Source organism: Filimonas zeae (assembly GCF_014641615.1).
In the GTDB taxonomy this organism is placed as follows: domain Bacteria; phylum Bacteroidota; class Bacteroidia; order Chitinophagales; family Chitinophagaceae; genus Filimonas; species Filimonas zeae.
Map to the genome: position 1 here is coordinate 455,225 of NZ_BMIB01000001.1, position 15,554 is coordinate 470,778.

The window sequence follows — 15,554 nt, forward strand, 5'->3', positions numbered from 1 at the left end:
CTTATTCGGGCAATACCTTCAGTGCTTTCAGCCAGTTTTGTAAACGGTCTGTCCACACATCTCTGGTAGTCTTATTCTTCATACCAAAACCGTGGCCACCGGCAGGATATACATGCAGTTCAGCAGGTACATGATGATCGTTCAGCCCGCGGTAAAAAGAAAGGCTGTTCTCCACCGGTACCGCTTTATCATCACCCGCATGCACCAGAAAGGTGGGAGGGGTGGCGTCTGTTACCTGTAACTCGTTAGAGAAATACGTAACAGAATCGGCCAGTGCGGTTTTGCCCAGCAGGTTTTCTTTAGAGCCTTTATGCGTAAACTTATCAGAGAAGGTAATTACCGGGTAAATCAGCATCAGAAAATCGGGCCGCAGGCTAACACCGGGAATGGTTTGAATGAATGGCGTGTTAAAGTGTGTACCCGCTGTAGAAGCCAGGTGGCCGCCTGCTGAAAAGCCGATGATACCTACTTTGGCGGTATCAATTTTCCATTCTGCTGCGCGGCTTCGTACCAGTTGTATAGCGCGCTGAGCATCCTGTACAGGCCCTATGGCTTTGTTCAGCATTATGGCATCAGAAGGCAGGCGGTATTTGAGTACAAAGGCGGTAATGCCCCAGCTGGCAAACAGCTTGCCTACATCAGTACCCTCGTGCGTCATGGCCAGGCGGGAATAACCGCCACCGGGGCATACTACTATAGCCGCGCCGGTGTTTTTATCCGCAGCGGGTGTATATACCGTTAAAGTAGGAGTAACTACCTGGCTTATGCGTATCTGGCCCTGATTGTCTTCCTGCTTTTCTGCATAGGTGGCAGCCGGGCGGGAGTTAGGTACCACGCCATCGTACAGGTTAATGGTTTGCTGGGCTTGTGTAGCGTGTGTTATCATCAGTACACCAAAGGCAATGCATATCTTTTTCATAGAAGTTGGTTGACTACAGCAAGATAGCGCAAAAAAGAAAACCACCCCTGTAAAAGAGGTGGTTCGCCCATGTGTTATCGTTAAGCCTTATAAAATCAGCATCGCATCGCCATAACTGAAGAAGCGGTACTTGTCTTTAATAGCTCTTCTGTAAGCTTCCATAACCAGATCGTAACCGGCAAAAGCACAGGCCATAATCAGCAGGCTGGTCTTAGGCAGGTGAAAGTTGGTTACCAGGCTGTCAGCCACGTTAAAATCGTACGGCGGGTGAATGAAGGTGTTGGTCCATCCTTCGCTGGGCTTTAACAGTTTCTGTGCAGTAAAGCTGCTTTCCATAGCACGCATGGTAGTAGTGCCTATAGAACAGATACGGTGGTTGGTTTCTTTAGCCTTGTTTACAATTTTGCAGGCTGCTTCGTCAATACGGTAGTACTCTGCATCCATTTTGTGCTTGCTCAGGTCTTCTACCTCAATAGGGCGGAAAGTACCCAGGCCGGTATGCAGGGTTACCTCTGCAAAACGAACGCCTTTAATTTCGCAACGCTTAATCAGCTCTTTGCTAAAGTGTAAACCCGCAGTAGGTGCTGCCACAGCGCCTTCAAACTTGGCGTACACGGTTTGGTAACGCTCTTTATCTTCATCATCCGGCTTGCGCTTAATGTATTTAGGTAAAGGTGTTTCGCCCAGAAATTCCAGCATTTTTTTGAAGCTCTCCTCGTCATCCTCCCACAGAAAACGGATAGTACGCCCGCGGCTGGTAGTGTTGTCAATTACCTCTGCTACCAGTTCATCATTCTCGCCAAAGTATAATTTGTTACCTACACGTATTTTACGCGCAGGGTCTACAATAACGTCCCACAAACGGTTGGGTTTGTTTAATTCGCGCAGCAGGAAAACTTCAATTTTGGCTCCTGTCTTTTCCTTTCTGCCATACATACGCGCAGGAAACACCTTGGTGTTATTTACCACAAACGTATCCTTATCATCAAAGTAGTCAAGAATTTCGCGGAAATAACGGTTTTCGATGTTACCCGTCTTGCGGTCAACCACCATCATGCGGCTGTCTTCACGGCGCTTGGTAGGGTTTTGGGCAATAAGGTTAAGAGGAAGATCAAACTTGAATTGTGATAATTTCATGTGTCTATTGATTTTTTTTCAATGGTCACATGCAGGTCGCCCCGCCTTTCGGCAAGGTTCGTGTCATGTTACGGCATGATTTAAAAGTGGGCAAAGGTATGGTATTTAGCACGATATTTCGTATGGCTTAAGCAATTTTAAGGAATATTACCGATAACCGCTACATAAATCATATCTTTTCATCAACTTCAATGCTTACAAATTGTTGACCCGCTATATGTTTAAAATCCGAGTGTTCTGTTGTGTGTTATTGATGTTTTGCACGGTCCATGCCCAGAAAAACAAACCCGCCCGTTACCCCAGCTTGCTATGGGAAATTACCGGCAACGGCCTTAAAAAGCCCTCCTACCTCTTCGGTACCATGCACGTAAGCAGTAAAATGGTGTTTCACCTCAGCGATTCGTTTTACCATGCCATACAAAGTTGCGATATGGTAGCGCTGGAACTGAACCCTACCTATTGGCAGCGGGATATGATGAAGATGGAAGGTGCCCAACGCCGCCTGGCCGATTATGTAAGCAAAATACCCAGCAACTACCTGCGCGAATCATCCTTTCGCCTGAACCGGTACGAGGATAACCTGAAAGCAGCACTTACCGAAGATCCTACGCAGATTAACGGGTTATTATACCGTACCCAGCAATCGCAGGCAGATTATGAGGAAAGCACCTATCTGGACCTGTACATATATCAAACCGGCCGCAAGCTGGGTAAAATGCCGGGTGGCGTAGAAGATTACTACGAAACCGAGAAAATAGTGTTTGAAGGCTACCAGGATATGGCCAAAGAAAAGAACAAGAAAAGGCCGGATACCGATGGGGAGTCGATGGGGAATATTCAGAAGAAGATACAGGAAGCTTACCGCCGTGGCGACCTGGACATGCTGGACTCGCTGGAGCAACTGACCACTACCTCTGTAGCGTTTAACGAGAAGTTTTTGTACAAACGCAACGAGATACAGGCCAACTCTATGGATTCTATTTTACGCAAAAACTCTTTGTTTGTAGGTGTGGGTGCTGCGCACCTGCCCGGTACCAGAGGTGTGATAGAACTGCTGCGTAAAAAAGGATACCGTTTACGGCCCGTGATGATGCAGGACAGAGATGCCAGCCGTAAAGATGCTATTGATAAAATGAAAGTACCGGTAACCTTTAGCGCAGTGGCTACAGATGATGGAACCATATCTATGCGCTTACCCGGCCCGCTGTACAAAAGATCAGACACGTATGTAAGTATGGTCAACGGCAGCTGGCAATATGCCGATATGGATAACGGGGCTTATTACATGCTTACCCGTGTAAAAACACACGCTGCCATGAACGGCGAGAACAGTAAGGATGTGGTGAAGAAGATAGACAGCCTGCTGTACGAAAACATACCCGGCAGAATACTGAAGAAAACAGCTATTACCAGAAACGGATATACCGGTTTTGATATTACCAACCGCACCCGCCGCGGCGACTTGCAGCGCTATAACATCATCGTAACGCCGTTTGAAGTACTGGTGTTTAAAATGAGTGGTAACGATGATTATGTAGATGGGGAAGAAGCTAACACCTTCTTTTCTTCTATTCAGGTAGCCCGCCAGGAAAAGAACTGGGTGCAGTTTCAGCCGGTGTTTGGCGATTTCAGCGTACAGTTTCCACAACAACCGGTGATAAGCAAAAGCAATGGTTTAACAGACGGGCTGGTACGTTGGGAATATGAAGCAGAAGACAGTGCCACCCATACGGCTTGTATGGTATGGAAGAAAACACTGGTGAACTATAACTTTCTGGAAGAAGATACATTTGATTTGTCGCTGCTGGAAGAAAGCCTGAAGAAATCAGAATGCATCAGCAAACCGGTAAAGCGCGAACATGTATTGCAGGATGGTTATGCTGCCATGGATCTTACCTATGAACTGAAGAACGGTAACCTGTTACAGGCTCGCGCCATTCTGCGCGGCCCGCATTACTATCTGATAGCAGCTACCGGGCCTAAGAAGAGTACGGCTACGCTGGCTAAATACCTCAGTTCATTCCGCTTACAGCCTTTTCAATACGCAGCTTCTACTGCCTATACAGATACGTTATTTCACTTTACGGTAAACACACCGTTAAAGCCGGTACTGGACCCAACGTTGGTGCAGATGATGAACCAGATGAGCAACGAATCATTTCTGGAAGCGGCATACGGGCAGGCCAGCTACTGGCCGGCTGAACGTTATGCAGGCTTTAAATCAGACTCAACCGGTGAAGCAGTAATTGTAAAAATTCAGAAGTATCCCAAATACTTTTTCCGTAAGGATACGGCCAGCTTCTGGAAAGAAGAACTGAACGAGAAGTATTTTAAAGATGAAGTGATTGTTTCTAAAACAGCGCTGTCGCTACCCAACAATTGCAGCGGTTACCAACTGGTGATACAGGATACCAATACTGCCAGAAGAATCATTCGCCGCCATTTGTTAAAGGATAATTATACGTTTGTATTAACCACGCTGCTGGATACACTGGGGCCGCAAAGTTCTTTTGTAGGTGAGTTTTTCAACAGCTTCCGTCCGGACCAGCAGGTGTTAGGCCCCTCTGTATTTGCCAACAGGGTAGATACTTTTTTTGCAGACTACTACAGCAAAGACACTTCACTGCGTAAGAAAGCCGCAGCCGCCATTTCTAATGTATACTTTGGCGTAGCCGATACCGGAAAAATTATGGAGGCCATTGGTAAGCTGCAGTATGGCGATAAGAACTACTTTGATGTGAAGAACCGCTTTATTAACGAGCTGGGTTTTTTGAAAGACAGCTGCTGCGTGGATAATGTAGTAAACCTGCTGGAACGCTTATACAACCAGACCGCTGATACCAGCTACTTTCAGGATGAGGTGCTGATGGCATTGGCAAGAATGAAAACCAAATCATCGTACAGCAAGCTGAAGGAACTGCTGTTGCAGGACCCGCCGGTGTTTGATGATGATTATGATGATAACTCACTCTTCCCGCACCTGAACGATTCGCTGGCACTCAGCCGCAGCCTCTTTCCCGAACTGCTGCAACTGGCATCGCTGGAAGATTATAAAGCACCGGTGGTAAGCCTGCTGCGTGACATGGTAGACAGCGGATACATTGCGGCTAAGGACTACGAAGCCTACTACAGCAAGCTTTACTTTGATGCCAAGATAGAGCTGAAAAGACAGCAGGGCCGTGATGAGCGTACACTGGAACAACAAAGCAAAGAAGACGAGAACGATGAAAATATGCGTGGTGTAAACAACGAACTCTCTTCTTCTGAACTGGCTAATTATGCTGTATTACTGGCGCCTTTCTATAACAACAACAATGCAGTACACCGTTACTTTGACAGATTGCTGCAATCGAAAGACCCGGAAGTACAGGGGCAGGCTGCCATGATTATGCTGAAGAATGGTTATGCCGTACCCGACTCGCTATGGAAATCGCTGGCAGCAAGAGACAGCTACCGTGCCCGTTTACTGAAACTGTTGGAGAAAGCCAAAAGAACAGACAAAATGCCCGCCGCTTACAAAACACAGGAGCTGGTAGCCCGTGCCGTGTTAATGCACGAGGGTGGGTATGAAAAACTGGATTCTATTGTGTTACTGAGCGCTAAACAACTGCGTGTAAAGAACAAAGAGGGATGGGTATACTTTTTTAAATACCGTATTAAAAAAGAGGACGACTGGAAGCTGGGCATAAGCGGCTTGCAGCCACTGAACAAAAAGGAAGTAAGCAGCGGGGATGAGCTGGTGAAAATGACCAACCGCAAAATAAAGCCGAAGGATGAGTTGCAGGAGCAGTTACAAACAGAACTGAAGAAACTGATATACGATCAGCACCCTTCTGCGCGATCTTTCTTTGAAGACGAGAACAATAATGTAGGTAGTTACCAGGACTAAGGTATCAGCTACCAATAACAGGTGCGGCCTGTATCAGCTGACGTGTATATTCACTTTGAGGGTGGGTATACACCTGTTCGGCGGGGCCGCATTCTTCTATCCGCCCTTTTTGCATTACCATAATACGATCGCTGATATAACGTACCACAGAAAGATCGTGCGAGATAAACACCGAAGTAAAGCTGAACTCCTTTTTCAGATCGTTCAGCAGGTTCAGCACCTGCGCCTGTACACTCACATCCAGTGCCGATACACTTTCATCACACACTACAAAAGAAGGGCGCAAGGCTAATGCCCGTGCAATAACAATCCGCTGCCGCTGCCCGCCACTGAACTCATGCGGATAACGGTGATAATGTTCCGGCAGCAGGTTTACCTTTTGCAGCAGTTCGGTTACCAGTTGTTTACGTTGCTGTTCGCCATTGCCTATACCATGTACCTGTAGTACTTCAGCAATAGCAGGCCCTATCTTTTTCCGTGGGTTTAATGAGGAATACGGGTCCTGAAATATAATCTGCACATCGCGCCTTAACTCCGTAAGTTCGGTTTTGTTGAGGCTGAGTAATGAGCGGCCTTTATAAAGAATGTCGCCGGAGGTAGCGGGTGTAAGCCTTAACAATGCACGGCCTAAAGTAGATTTACCACAGCCAGATTCACCCACCAGGCCGAGGGTTTCGCCTTCATATACCGTAAAGCTTACATCGTTTACTGCCTGGGTGCAGGAGGTAACCTTGCCTAAGAAGTTGCGCTTGCGTGGGTACCATACGCGTAGCTGGTTTACCTGAATGAGCGGTATGGCATTGTTAGCACTGGTGCAGTTGTTGTTGCTTGTAACAGGCGCTTTTTCTGTTACCACTACCGTAGGAAATGCTGTATTGTCTGTAGCTATAGCAGGCGTTATTGTTTCAGGGGCAACCATTTCCGGAGCAACAGTTGTTTCTGTAATGTCACCAGCATTAACATTTAGAAAGTCGCTCACTACCGGCAGCCTTTGTCCTTTAGGATATAGCGCCGGCCGGCAGGCGAGTAAGGCTTTGGTGTATGGATGGGCAGGGTGCGCAAAGAGTAGCTTGGCAGGCCCTTCTTCCACAACCGCTCCTTTGTACATCACCACTATGCGGTCGGCTATTTCACTTACCACGCCCAGATCGTGCGTAATAAAAAGTACGCCCACCTGCTTTTGCAGTTGTAGTTCTTTTATCAGTTCCAGTATACTTTTCTGCACGGTTACATCCAGTGCAGTAGTAGGCTCATCGCAAATAAGCAGATCGGGGTTGCAACTCATAGCCATGGCTATCATTACCCGTTGCTTTTGTCCGCCGCTTATCTGATGCGGATAGCTGTTGTATATACGTTCCGGATCGGGCAGGCGCACCTGCTTAAACAAAGCAATGGTTTGTGCGTGGGCCTGTTTACGGGAAAGCTTCAGATGTTGTTGCAGGGCTTCGGCTACCTGATGCCCGCAGGTATATACGGGGTTCAGCGAGGTCATTGGCTCCTGAAAAATCATGGCAATACGTCTTCCGCGTAACTGCTGCATTTGCGCAGGGCTAGCCTGTAGTAAATCTTCCCTGCCCGAAGCGGAACTGTTAAACCAGATATGCCCGCTTGTATATTGTGCAGGAGGAGAGGATAGCAGGCGCATTACCGACAGGGAAGTAACAGACTTGCCCGACCCGGATTCGCCCACTACGGCTACCAGTTCGCCCTTGTTTACCGTTATAGATACTGCTTTCAATGCACGGTTAACGGTTCCGTTACCTGTAAAGTCTACCGAAAGCGCATCTACATGCAATAAGCCGGTATGTTCAGCATTATCCGCCATTAAAACCTCAGATGCCTTACGGTTGCGCCGTTATTGATGAGCTGTTTCAGCGAGTCAATGCCAATACGCAAATGCTTTTCCACAAACTGGGCGGTTACCTTGGTATCGCTGGCTTCTGTTTTTACGCCTTCTGGTATCATGGGTTGGTCGCTTACCAGCAGCAGTGCCCCGGTGGGTATGTGATTGTGGAAGCCTACGGTAAAAATGGTAGCTGTTTCCATATCAATGGCATAGGCGCGTATCTTTTTCAGGTAGTCTTTAAACTCTTCATCATGCTCCCACACGCGGCGGTTCATGGTATACACGGTGCCGGTCCAGTAATCAATCTGGTAATCGCGTATAGTGGTAGAGATGGCTTTCTGTAATGCAAACGCAGGCATAGCAGGCACCTCGGGCGGAAAATAGTCATCAGAAGTACCCTCGCCGCGTATAGCAGCAATAGGCAGTATCAGATCGCCTATTTTGTTTCTCTTTTTTAAACCACCGCATTTGCCCAGAAACAGTACTGCCTCGGGTTTTATAGCCGCCAGCAAATCCATAATAGTAGCAGCGTTGGGGCTGCCCATGCTGAAGTTAATAATGGTAATGCCTTCTGCGGTTGCGCACTGAAAAGGGCGGTCGCGGCCTATTACATCTACACCGTGCCAGTCAGCAAACATCTGTACGTAATTACTGAAATTGGTAAGCAGAATGTACTTGCTGAAATTCTCTATTTTTTCTCCTGTGTACCGGGGGAGCCAGTTGTTGATAATCTCTTCTTTTGTTTTCATGTGTATAATAGCTAAAGTATGAATAGGCAGGCTAGCTTTGTGCTATGGTGAAGATAACATTTCCTGCGCACAATTTCCGGTTCAAAGAGGAGGAGGGGAAAGAATGCATTTTTGATGAAGTGCGTTGTAAGTGGGTGAGGCTCACGCCCGAAGAATGGGTGCGGCAGAACTTTATCCAGTACCTGGTACAGGTAAAAGGCTACCCTACATCTATAATGGCAGTAGAAAAGACCATTAAGCTGGGCGAACTGAAAAAGCGCTGTGATATTGTGGTATACCGCCAGAGTAAACCCTGGATGATTATTGAATGCAAAGAAACCGATGTGCCTTTGAATGATGCGGTGGCTGCACAGATATTCCGGTATAATATTACGCTGGATGTAGACTACCTGGTAGTTACCAACGGGCACTATACTTATGCTTTAGACACCAGAGCCAGACAGGGGATAGTGGAGTTGCCTGTATTTTAGAAACCGTAAACAAAAAGAGGATGTACCACTTGTTGATGGCACACCCTCTCTTTTTATAATGTAGTTGTTAATCTACTATGGGAATATACCCAGTTCAGCATAAGAAGTACCTACCTTGTTAATAGCTACCACAAATGCAGCGGTACGCATATCAGGGATGGCAGGATTGCTCAGCCAGGTATTCATGATTTCGCGGGTAGCTTCAATCATGGTTTCTTCCAGACCGCTGTGTACCAGATCTACCTCATCAGCGCCATGTGCAATGAATTTTCTATCCTGGTCACTCACTTTTTTACCGGTCAGGTCTTCAATAGTGCTCAGGATGTGCATGTTCATATTCTCGTCAAAGCGTTTGCCCAAACGGCCGTAACGTACGTGGCTCAGGTTCTTCAGCCACTCAAAGTAAGATACGGTAACACCACCGGCGTTCAGATACATATCCGGAATTACCAGGGTACCTTTTTTAGCAAATATCTCATCCGCTTCAGGCGTTAATGGACCGTTTGCCGCTTCACCAATAATTTTGGCTTTTACGTTAGGCGCGTTGTCGCCGTTAATAACGTTTTCCAGTGCAGCAGGAATCAGAATATCGCACTCCAGTTCCAGTGCATCTGTGCTTTTAGCCAGGTTGGTAGCACCGGGGAAATTGAGGATAGAACCGGTAGCTTTTCTGTGCTGGAATACTTCTTCTTCGTTCAGGCCGGCAGCGTTGAAGATAGCGCCTTCAAACTCGGCAATGGCAACAACTTTAGCACCACCTTCGCGGAAGAATTTGGCAGAGTGGTAACCCACGTTACCCAGGCCCTGTACTACCACGGTTTTTTCTTTTACGCCAGGGGTAAGACCTAAGCGCTCCATAACCTGCGGCATGTTACATACCTCTCTTACACCAAAAAATACACCCAGGCCGGTAGCTTCTTTACGGCCACGTACACCGCCCTGCGATACAGGTTTACCGGTAACGCAGGCCATACCATCTACTTCGCCGGGGTTCATGCTCATATAAGTATCCAGTATCCAGGCCATTTCTCTTTCGCCGGTACCGTAGTCAGGCGCAGGCACGTCTGTACCGGGTCCGATGAACTTTTTCTTAATCAGTTCAGAAGTGTAACGGCGGGTAATCTTCTGCAGTTCAAACTCGCTGTAAGAACGTGGGTTGATTTTGATACCACCTTTACCACCACCAAAAGGAACGTTTACAATAGCACACTTGTAAGTCATCAGTGCCGCCAGTGCCATTACCTCATCCTGGTTAACCGCTTCGCTGAAACGGATACCACCTTTACACGGCGTTTTGTGGTGACTGTGCTGTACGCGGTAGGCTTCAATTACCTCGATATTTCCATCATCACGGCGTACAGGGAATTTCATTCTGTATACAGCGTTACAGGCTTTGATCTGCTCCAGGATACCGGCTTCCCATTTGGTAAATCCGGCAGCCTTATCAAAACTTTTATTTACACTGTCAAAAAAGCTATAGTGCTGTTCTTGTTCGGACATAAACTGGATTTAATAGGTTCTTTTATTACTGTTTTTTCAATGTGCGAAAAGGGTACTGTTGTTTTCTGCGAGGCAAAATTAGGGGGAAAGGTAATAGCAAACGCGTGTTAGTTTTGTTATTTTTTCTTTTTTCAGGAAAAACTGAAAAAAGCACGCTGGCCTGCGTAACTGCCCTACAATCAAACGCTGCGGGCAGTGCCCACTTTGGGGGCAGTACCCGGCAAGGTTACCCGGCATAACTAATTTTGGCGAAAGTTTTACAGGTGGTAACAATGCCTGCACAGGGGCTCGTATACATCGGTTTCGCCCAATAATACCTGATTGCCACCGGCTTTTTTGCGGTGACTGAGGTTAGCGATATTGCCACAGCGTACGCATATGGCATGTAGTTTGGTTATATAGTCTGCAATTGCCAGCAACTGTGGCATAGGGCCAAACGGTTTACCCGTATAATCCATATCCAGGCCCGCAACAATCACCCGAACGCCCCTCACAGCTAAAGTTTCACAAACATGAATGATTTCTTCGTCGAAAAACTGTGCCTCGTCAATACCCACAACGTCCACATCCTGGGCCAGCAACAGAATGGTCTGGGAATTATCAATAGGAGTAGAAATAATAGCATTGGAATCATGACTTACTACCTGCATTTCGTGGTAGCGTGTATCTATTGCCGGTTTAAAAATCTCCACTTTCAGGTTGGCAATCTTTACCCTTTTCAGCCTGCGTATCAGTTCTTCCGTTTTTCCACTGAACATAGAACCGCAAATCACCTCTATCCAGCCTCTTCGTTCGCCAGTAATGTTAGGTTCGATAAACATTTGTAAATAGTTGTATTTGAAGGAAAAACCTTAGTAACTTTAAGTAACCGTTTCCATTTTCTCACGCCCCCCAAAAGTACAGATACTATGGAAAGAGTAGCGACATTGATTTATAAATTGCTGGATCAGTACCAAAATCAGGTAGGGGCAGGCAAAATGATGATGACGGCCCAGATGCTGCTGAGTGAATTACAACAATACGAGCAGGCATCGGCAAACGGCTTGTCAAACAAAGTAACCGTAGTAATACCCTCGGTAGTGCAAGCAGCGCCTGAGGTAGCAGCCGCTATACCTGCGGCGGCGCCATCCGCTGTAAGTGCGCAACAGCCCATACAGCAAAAACAGCCTTATCAGCAATACCAGCAATATCAGCCGGCAGCCAGCTGGCAGGCACCGCCGCAACCCGCGCCGGTACCTAAGCAGTCGGTAGTTGTACAGCAACCTGCACAATCAGTTTCTGTGCAGCAACCAGTAAGTAACGGGCAAGGCGTTTCTCAGCCACCTGTGACGAATGGACATCAGCAACCTGTGTTAAACGGGCAATCTGCTGCTGTGCAGCAACCAGCAGCGCATACACAAACTGCCGCATTGCAACAACAGAACGCACCGGCAAACCAGCAACCAGTTTATATACAGCAGCAGCCTTCTGCAGCGCAGCCATATATTTCAGCACAACAGCAAACGCTGCCTCCGTTTGCACCGCAGCAACCCGCGGCAAACCCGCAGCAGTCCTGGCAGGCCGCGCAGCAGGCATATCAGGTTCCTCCGCAACAGACGTATCAGGCACCTGCACAGCAACAGCAGGTGCAGGACGATGTGCCCGTTGCACAACCGGCTATTCCTTCTGTTCCGCCGGCCGCAGTACAAACAGGCAAAGGCTGGCAGTACGATCCGGTGCATGATGTGCCCACACTGGTGCATCAGGGCGCTAACGGTTCTTCAGATGTTAACAGCAAGGCTGCTAACGGAGAAGCCAGCCTGAATGAAAAGCTGAAAGTGGAAAAGATAGAACTGGGAAGTGTGCTGCAGGAAAGCCCTATCCGCGACCTGAAGAAAGCCATTGCCATTAACGACCGCTATGTATTCATTGCCGAGTTATTCCGGGGCGATGAAACCATGTACGAGCGCAGCCTTAAAACCATTAATGGTTTTAATATATTACCCGAAGCGCAGTATTGGATACAGCGAGAACTGAAGGTAAAGCTGGGCTGGAACGAACAAAGCGATATTGTTGCTCACTTTGATCAGCTGGTGAGAAGGCGCTTTTCCTGAAAATACTGAAGTATGCTATTGGTAGCGCCTGCATGGGTACGCACGTAATCTCCTGCTTTTTGGGCAGTAGCAGTATAGAATGCCTGCTGCTGTAGTAGCTGATTCAGTGTGCTTTCCAGATGAAGGGCATCCGGTACGCTGATTGCGCCGCCCTGTTCCAGCATTTCCACCGCTTCAAAGTATTTATCGTATACCGGGCCAAACACTACGGGTTTGTGGTATACTGCTGCCTCCAGTATATTATGTATGCCATCGCCACCAAAGCCACCGCCTACATAACAGATAGTGGCGTAGTGGTACAGGCGGCTTAGCATACCTATATTATCTATAATAAGCACATTGGCATTGCCGGTGTAATCTCCTTTTATCCAGTTGCTATACAAAACAGCATGGCGGTACAAGCTCATGCATTCTTTAATACGATCTGGTCCTATATCATGCGGGGCAATCACAAACCGTATATCGGTATGGGTATTGGCAAAGTGGTCCAGTTCTTTATCATCCTCCGTCCAGGTGCTACCCGCTACAATAACGGCGTGCCCTTTACAAAAACGGTCTACCGCATCAATGGCAGTAAATTCCTGTGCAATCTGCAGCACACGGTCAAACCGGGTATCGCCCGCCAGTGATACATTATTATAACCAGCCTGTTGTAATAACTGCACCGAAGTGGCGTTTTGCACAAAGAAATGGGTAAAGCAGGAAAGCATGCGGCGGTGAAAGGAACCATACCATTGAAAAAAGGGCTGGTTGCTGCGGAAGATGCCCGATATCAATAATAACGGGATGTTTTGTTGCTGAGCTGCCTGCAGGTAATAGTACCAGAACTCATATTTTACAAACAGAACCAGCTGCGGCTGTACTATCTGCATAAAGCGTCTGGCATGGGTGGGAGAATCCATGGGCAGGTAAAAAACCCAGTCCGCACCCGCATAGTTTTTACGGATTTCGTAGCCGGAAGGGGAGAAGAAGGTAAGCAGTATCCGTTGCCCGGGGTATTGCGCCCGCAGTTGCTCCAGTACCGGACGTCCCTGTTCAAATTCGCCCAGCGAGGCGCAGTGCATCCAGATAACCGGTTGGGTATTGCCGGCAAAAGCCGCTTCCAGTTGTTGAAAAATACCTGTACGCCCGTCCACCCATTTGCGGGCTTTGGTATTGAATAATGCCAGCACCCGTGCCATTGGCGGGTAAAGAACTAAAAACAGGTGGTAAAAAAGCTTGCCCATAATAATAGAGACAAAGAAAATCAAAAAGCAGGAAAGGGAGGTGTGCCGGGGTAACCAGTTTTGCAGCTTAGGCTTATTTTAGCGCCTACCATAAACAAAAAGCAGGCATTTATGAAACAGTCCGTCAGCTTTGTAACCATTGGAGTAAAAGATTTGCCCCGGATGAAGCAGTTTTATACAGAAGTATTTGGCTGGAAACCGGCGAAGGATAGGGCAGAAATGGTACTGTTTGCGCTGAATGGGTGTATGCTGGCCCTGTACCCGGAAGAAAAACTGGCGGAGGAAATAGGGGTGATGTTTTCGCAAGGCGCCGGGAAAGAGCGGGGCAGGCTGATGGCTTTTGCGATTAATCTGGACTCGCGGGAACAGGTGGATGAATGGTTTGCACAATGCCCGGAAAAAGGGATAAAAGTGGTGCGTTTTCCAGAGCAGGCAGCATGGGGTGGCTACCGCGGTTTTATTGCCGATGTGGAGGAGAATTACTGGGAGATAGTGTGGAATCCGCACTGGAAATAGCCCTGGTGCTAACGGTATGGTTTTGATGGGTTTTTGCACTAGTTTTGTCCGCATTCAAAAAAAAGGAATATGAAGGCCATTCAAATGGTTGATTTGAAGACGCAGTATCAGGCTTTGAAGCAGGAGATTGACGCAGCTGTAATAGGGGTGCTGGAAAGCAGTGCCTTTATAAATGGAAAACCGGTGCAGGATTTTGCAGAGGCGTTAAGCGCTTATATAGGTGTTAAGCATGTAATACCGTGTGCAAACGGAACAGATGCCCTGCAGATTGCCCTGATGGCGTTGGATTTACAACCGGGAGATGAGGTTATTACGCCTTCTTTTACCTTTATTGCTACAACTGAGGTGGTGGCACTGCTGCATTTAAAGCCCGTTTTTGTGGAAGTACAGAAAGATACTTTTTGTATGGATACGGAGGCTTTACGTAAAGCGATTACTCCCAGAACCAAAGCCATTGTACCCGTGCATTTATACGGACAGGCGGCAAACATGGAAGAGATTATGAAAATTGCGGCAGAACATAACCTGCCCGTAATTGAAGATAACGCCCAGGCGATTGGCTGCGATTACCGCTTTTCTGATGGTACGGTAAAGAAGGCAGGCAGCATTGGGCATATCGGAACCACTTCTTTCTTCCCCTCAAAAAATTTAGGGGCGTATGGCGATGCAGGTGCTATCTTTACCAACGACGATGCTTTAGCCGCCAGGCTGAAAATGATTGCTAACCACGGGCAAAGTAAGCGCTACTATCATGATGTGGTAGGTTGCAACTCCCGGATGGATACCATTCAGGCTGCCATATTGAATATTAAGTTACGTGAGCTGGATAATTATATCCAAAAGAGAAACCGTGCGGCAGATTACTATAACAAAGCGTTTGCAGGCCATCCGAAAATAACCACACCGGCAGTAGCTGCATACAGCAACCACGTATACCATCAGTATACATTGGTGCTGGAAGGAGTAAACAGAGACGGGTTAAACCAGTATCTGGCAGAAAAGCAGATTCCTTCTATGATCTATTACCCGGTGCCAGGACATAAACAAAAGATGTTTGAAGCTTCAGGATTGCCGCAATACGATCTTGCTGTAACGGACTGGCTTACGGAACGGGTAATTTCCCTGCCCATGCATACCGAGCTGGACGAAGCGCAGCTGGAATACATTGTATCATCCTTGTTAGAATACATAAAAAACAATTAAAAACGC

Annotated in this window: 12 protein-coding genes; 5 read left to right on the forward strand and 7 right to left on the reverse strand. The window is 47.4% G+C overall.

Annotated elements, in window-relative coordinates:
• Position 1: 1 nt before the first annotated feature.
• Together IEY13_RS01880 and queA are read right to left on the reverse strand one after the other, a co-directional pair.
• Positions 2–919, reverse strand: a complete 918-nt coding sequence (locus IEY13_RS01880) for an alpha/beta hydrolase (RefSeq protein ID WP_188950132.1) — start codon at positions 917–919, stop codon at positions 2–4.
• 87 nt (positions 920–1,006) lie between these two features.
• The gene (gene queA / locus IEY13_RS01885; protein ID WP_188950134.1) at positions 1,007–2,056 is read right to left on the reverse strand and encodes a tRNA preQ1(34) S-adenosylmethionine ribosyltransferase-isomerase QueA; all 1,050 of its coding nucleotides are present in this window, start codon (positions 2,054–2,056) and stop codon (positions 1,007–1,009) included.
• A gap of 217 nt (positions 2,057–2,273) precedes the next feature.
• Here queA and IEY13_RS01890 point away from each other — a divergent pair, with 217 nt between their 5' ends.
• A complete protein-coding gene (locus tag IEY13_RS01890; RefSeq protein ID WP_188950136.1) occupies positions 2,274–5,945 on the forward strand; it encodes a TraB/GumN family protein in 3,672 nt (1,223 codons plus the stop codon).
• A 4-nt stretch (positions 5,946–5,949) separates the two neighbouring features.
• On the opposite strand, the gene IEY13_RS01895 is transcribed toward IEY13_RS01890, so the two are convergent.
• Both IEY13_RS01895 and IEY13_RS01900 read right to left on the reverse strand, forming a co-directional pair.
• The gene (locus tag IEY13_RS01895; protein WP_188950139.1) at positions 5,950–7,770 is read right to left on the reverse strand and encodes an ABC transporter ATP-binding protein; all 1,821 of its coding nucleotides are present in this window, start codon (positions 7,768–7,770) and stop codon (positions 5,950–5,952) included.
• Positions 7,770–8,540, reverse strand: coding sequence for an AMP nucleosidase (locus IEY13_RS01900; protein WP_188950141.1), 771 nt, complete (start codon positions 8,538–8,540; stop codon positions 7,770–7,772). The genes IEY13_RS01895 and IEY13_RS01900 overlap by 1 nt, the downstream gene beginning before the upstream one ends.
• 44 nt (positions 8,541–8,584) lie before the next feature.
• Between IEY13_RS01900 and IEY13_RS01905 the strand changes: the two genes are divergently transcribed.
• Complete coding sequence (locus IEY13_RS01905; protein WP_188950143.1) at positions 8,585–9,010, forward strand: type I restriction enzyme HsdR N-terminal domain-containing protein; 426 nt, start codon at positions 8,585–8,587, stop codon at positions 9,008–9,010.
• Between the two features lie 75 nt (positions 9,011–9,085).
• Here the strand turns inward: IEY13_RS01905 and IEY13_RS01910 are convergent, their stop codons facing one another.
• Positions 9,086–10,510, reverse strand: coding sequence for a Glu/Leu/Phe/Val family dehydrogenase (locus IEY13_RS01910; RefSeq protein WP_188950145.1), 1,425 nt, complete (start codon positions 10,508–10,510; stop codon positions 9,086–9,088).
• 257 nt (positions 10,511–10,767) lie between these two features.
• Complete coding sequence (locus IEY13_RS01915) at positions 10,768–11,331, reverse strand: thymidine kinase (RefSeq protein WP_188950147.1); 564 nt, start codon at positions 11,329–11,331, stop codon at positions 10,768–10,770.
• 87 nt (positions 11,332–11,418) lie between these two features.
• On the opposite strand from IEY13_RS01915, the gene IEY13_RS01920 reads away from it, so the two are divergent.
• Complete coding sequence (locus IEY13_RS01920) at positions 11,419–12,603, forward strand: DUF8457 domain-containing protein (RefSeq protein ID WP_188950149.1); 1,185 nt, start codon at positions 11,419–11,421, stop codon at positions 12,601–12,603.
• Here IEY13_RS01920 and IEY13_RS01925 read toward each other — a convergent pair.
• Positions 12,576–13,829, reverse strand: a complete 1,254-nt coding sequence (locus IEY13_RS01925; protein ID WP_188950151.1) for a 3-deoxy-D-manno-octulosonic acid transferase — start codon at positions 13,827–13,829, stop codon at positions 12,576–12,578. The two genes, IEY13_RS01920 and IEY13_RS01925, sit on opposite strands and share 28 nt — an antisense overlap.
• Before the next feature lie 111 nt (positions 13,830–13,940).
• Between IEY13_RS01925 and IEY13_RS01930 the strand changes: the two genes are divergently transcribed.
• Together IEY13_RS01930 and IEY13_RS01935 are read left to right on the forward strand one after the other, a co-directional pair.
• Positions 13,941–14,345 (forward strand): VOC family protein, encoded by a 405-nt coding sequence (locus IEY13_RS01930; protein WP_188950153.1) that lies wholly within the window; start codon positions 13,941–13,943, stop codon positions 14,343–14,345.
• A gap of 69 nt (positions 14,346–14,414) precedes the next feature.
• Positions 14,415–15,548, forward strand: a complete 1,134-nt coding sequence (locus IEY13_RS01935) for a DegT/DnrJ/EryC1/StrS family aminotransferase (protein WP_188950155.1) — start codon at positions 14,415–14,417, stop codon at positions 15,546–15,548.
• Positions 15,549–15,554: the final 6 nt, after the last annotated feature.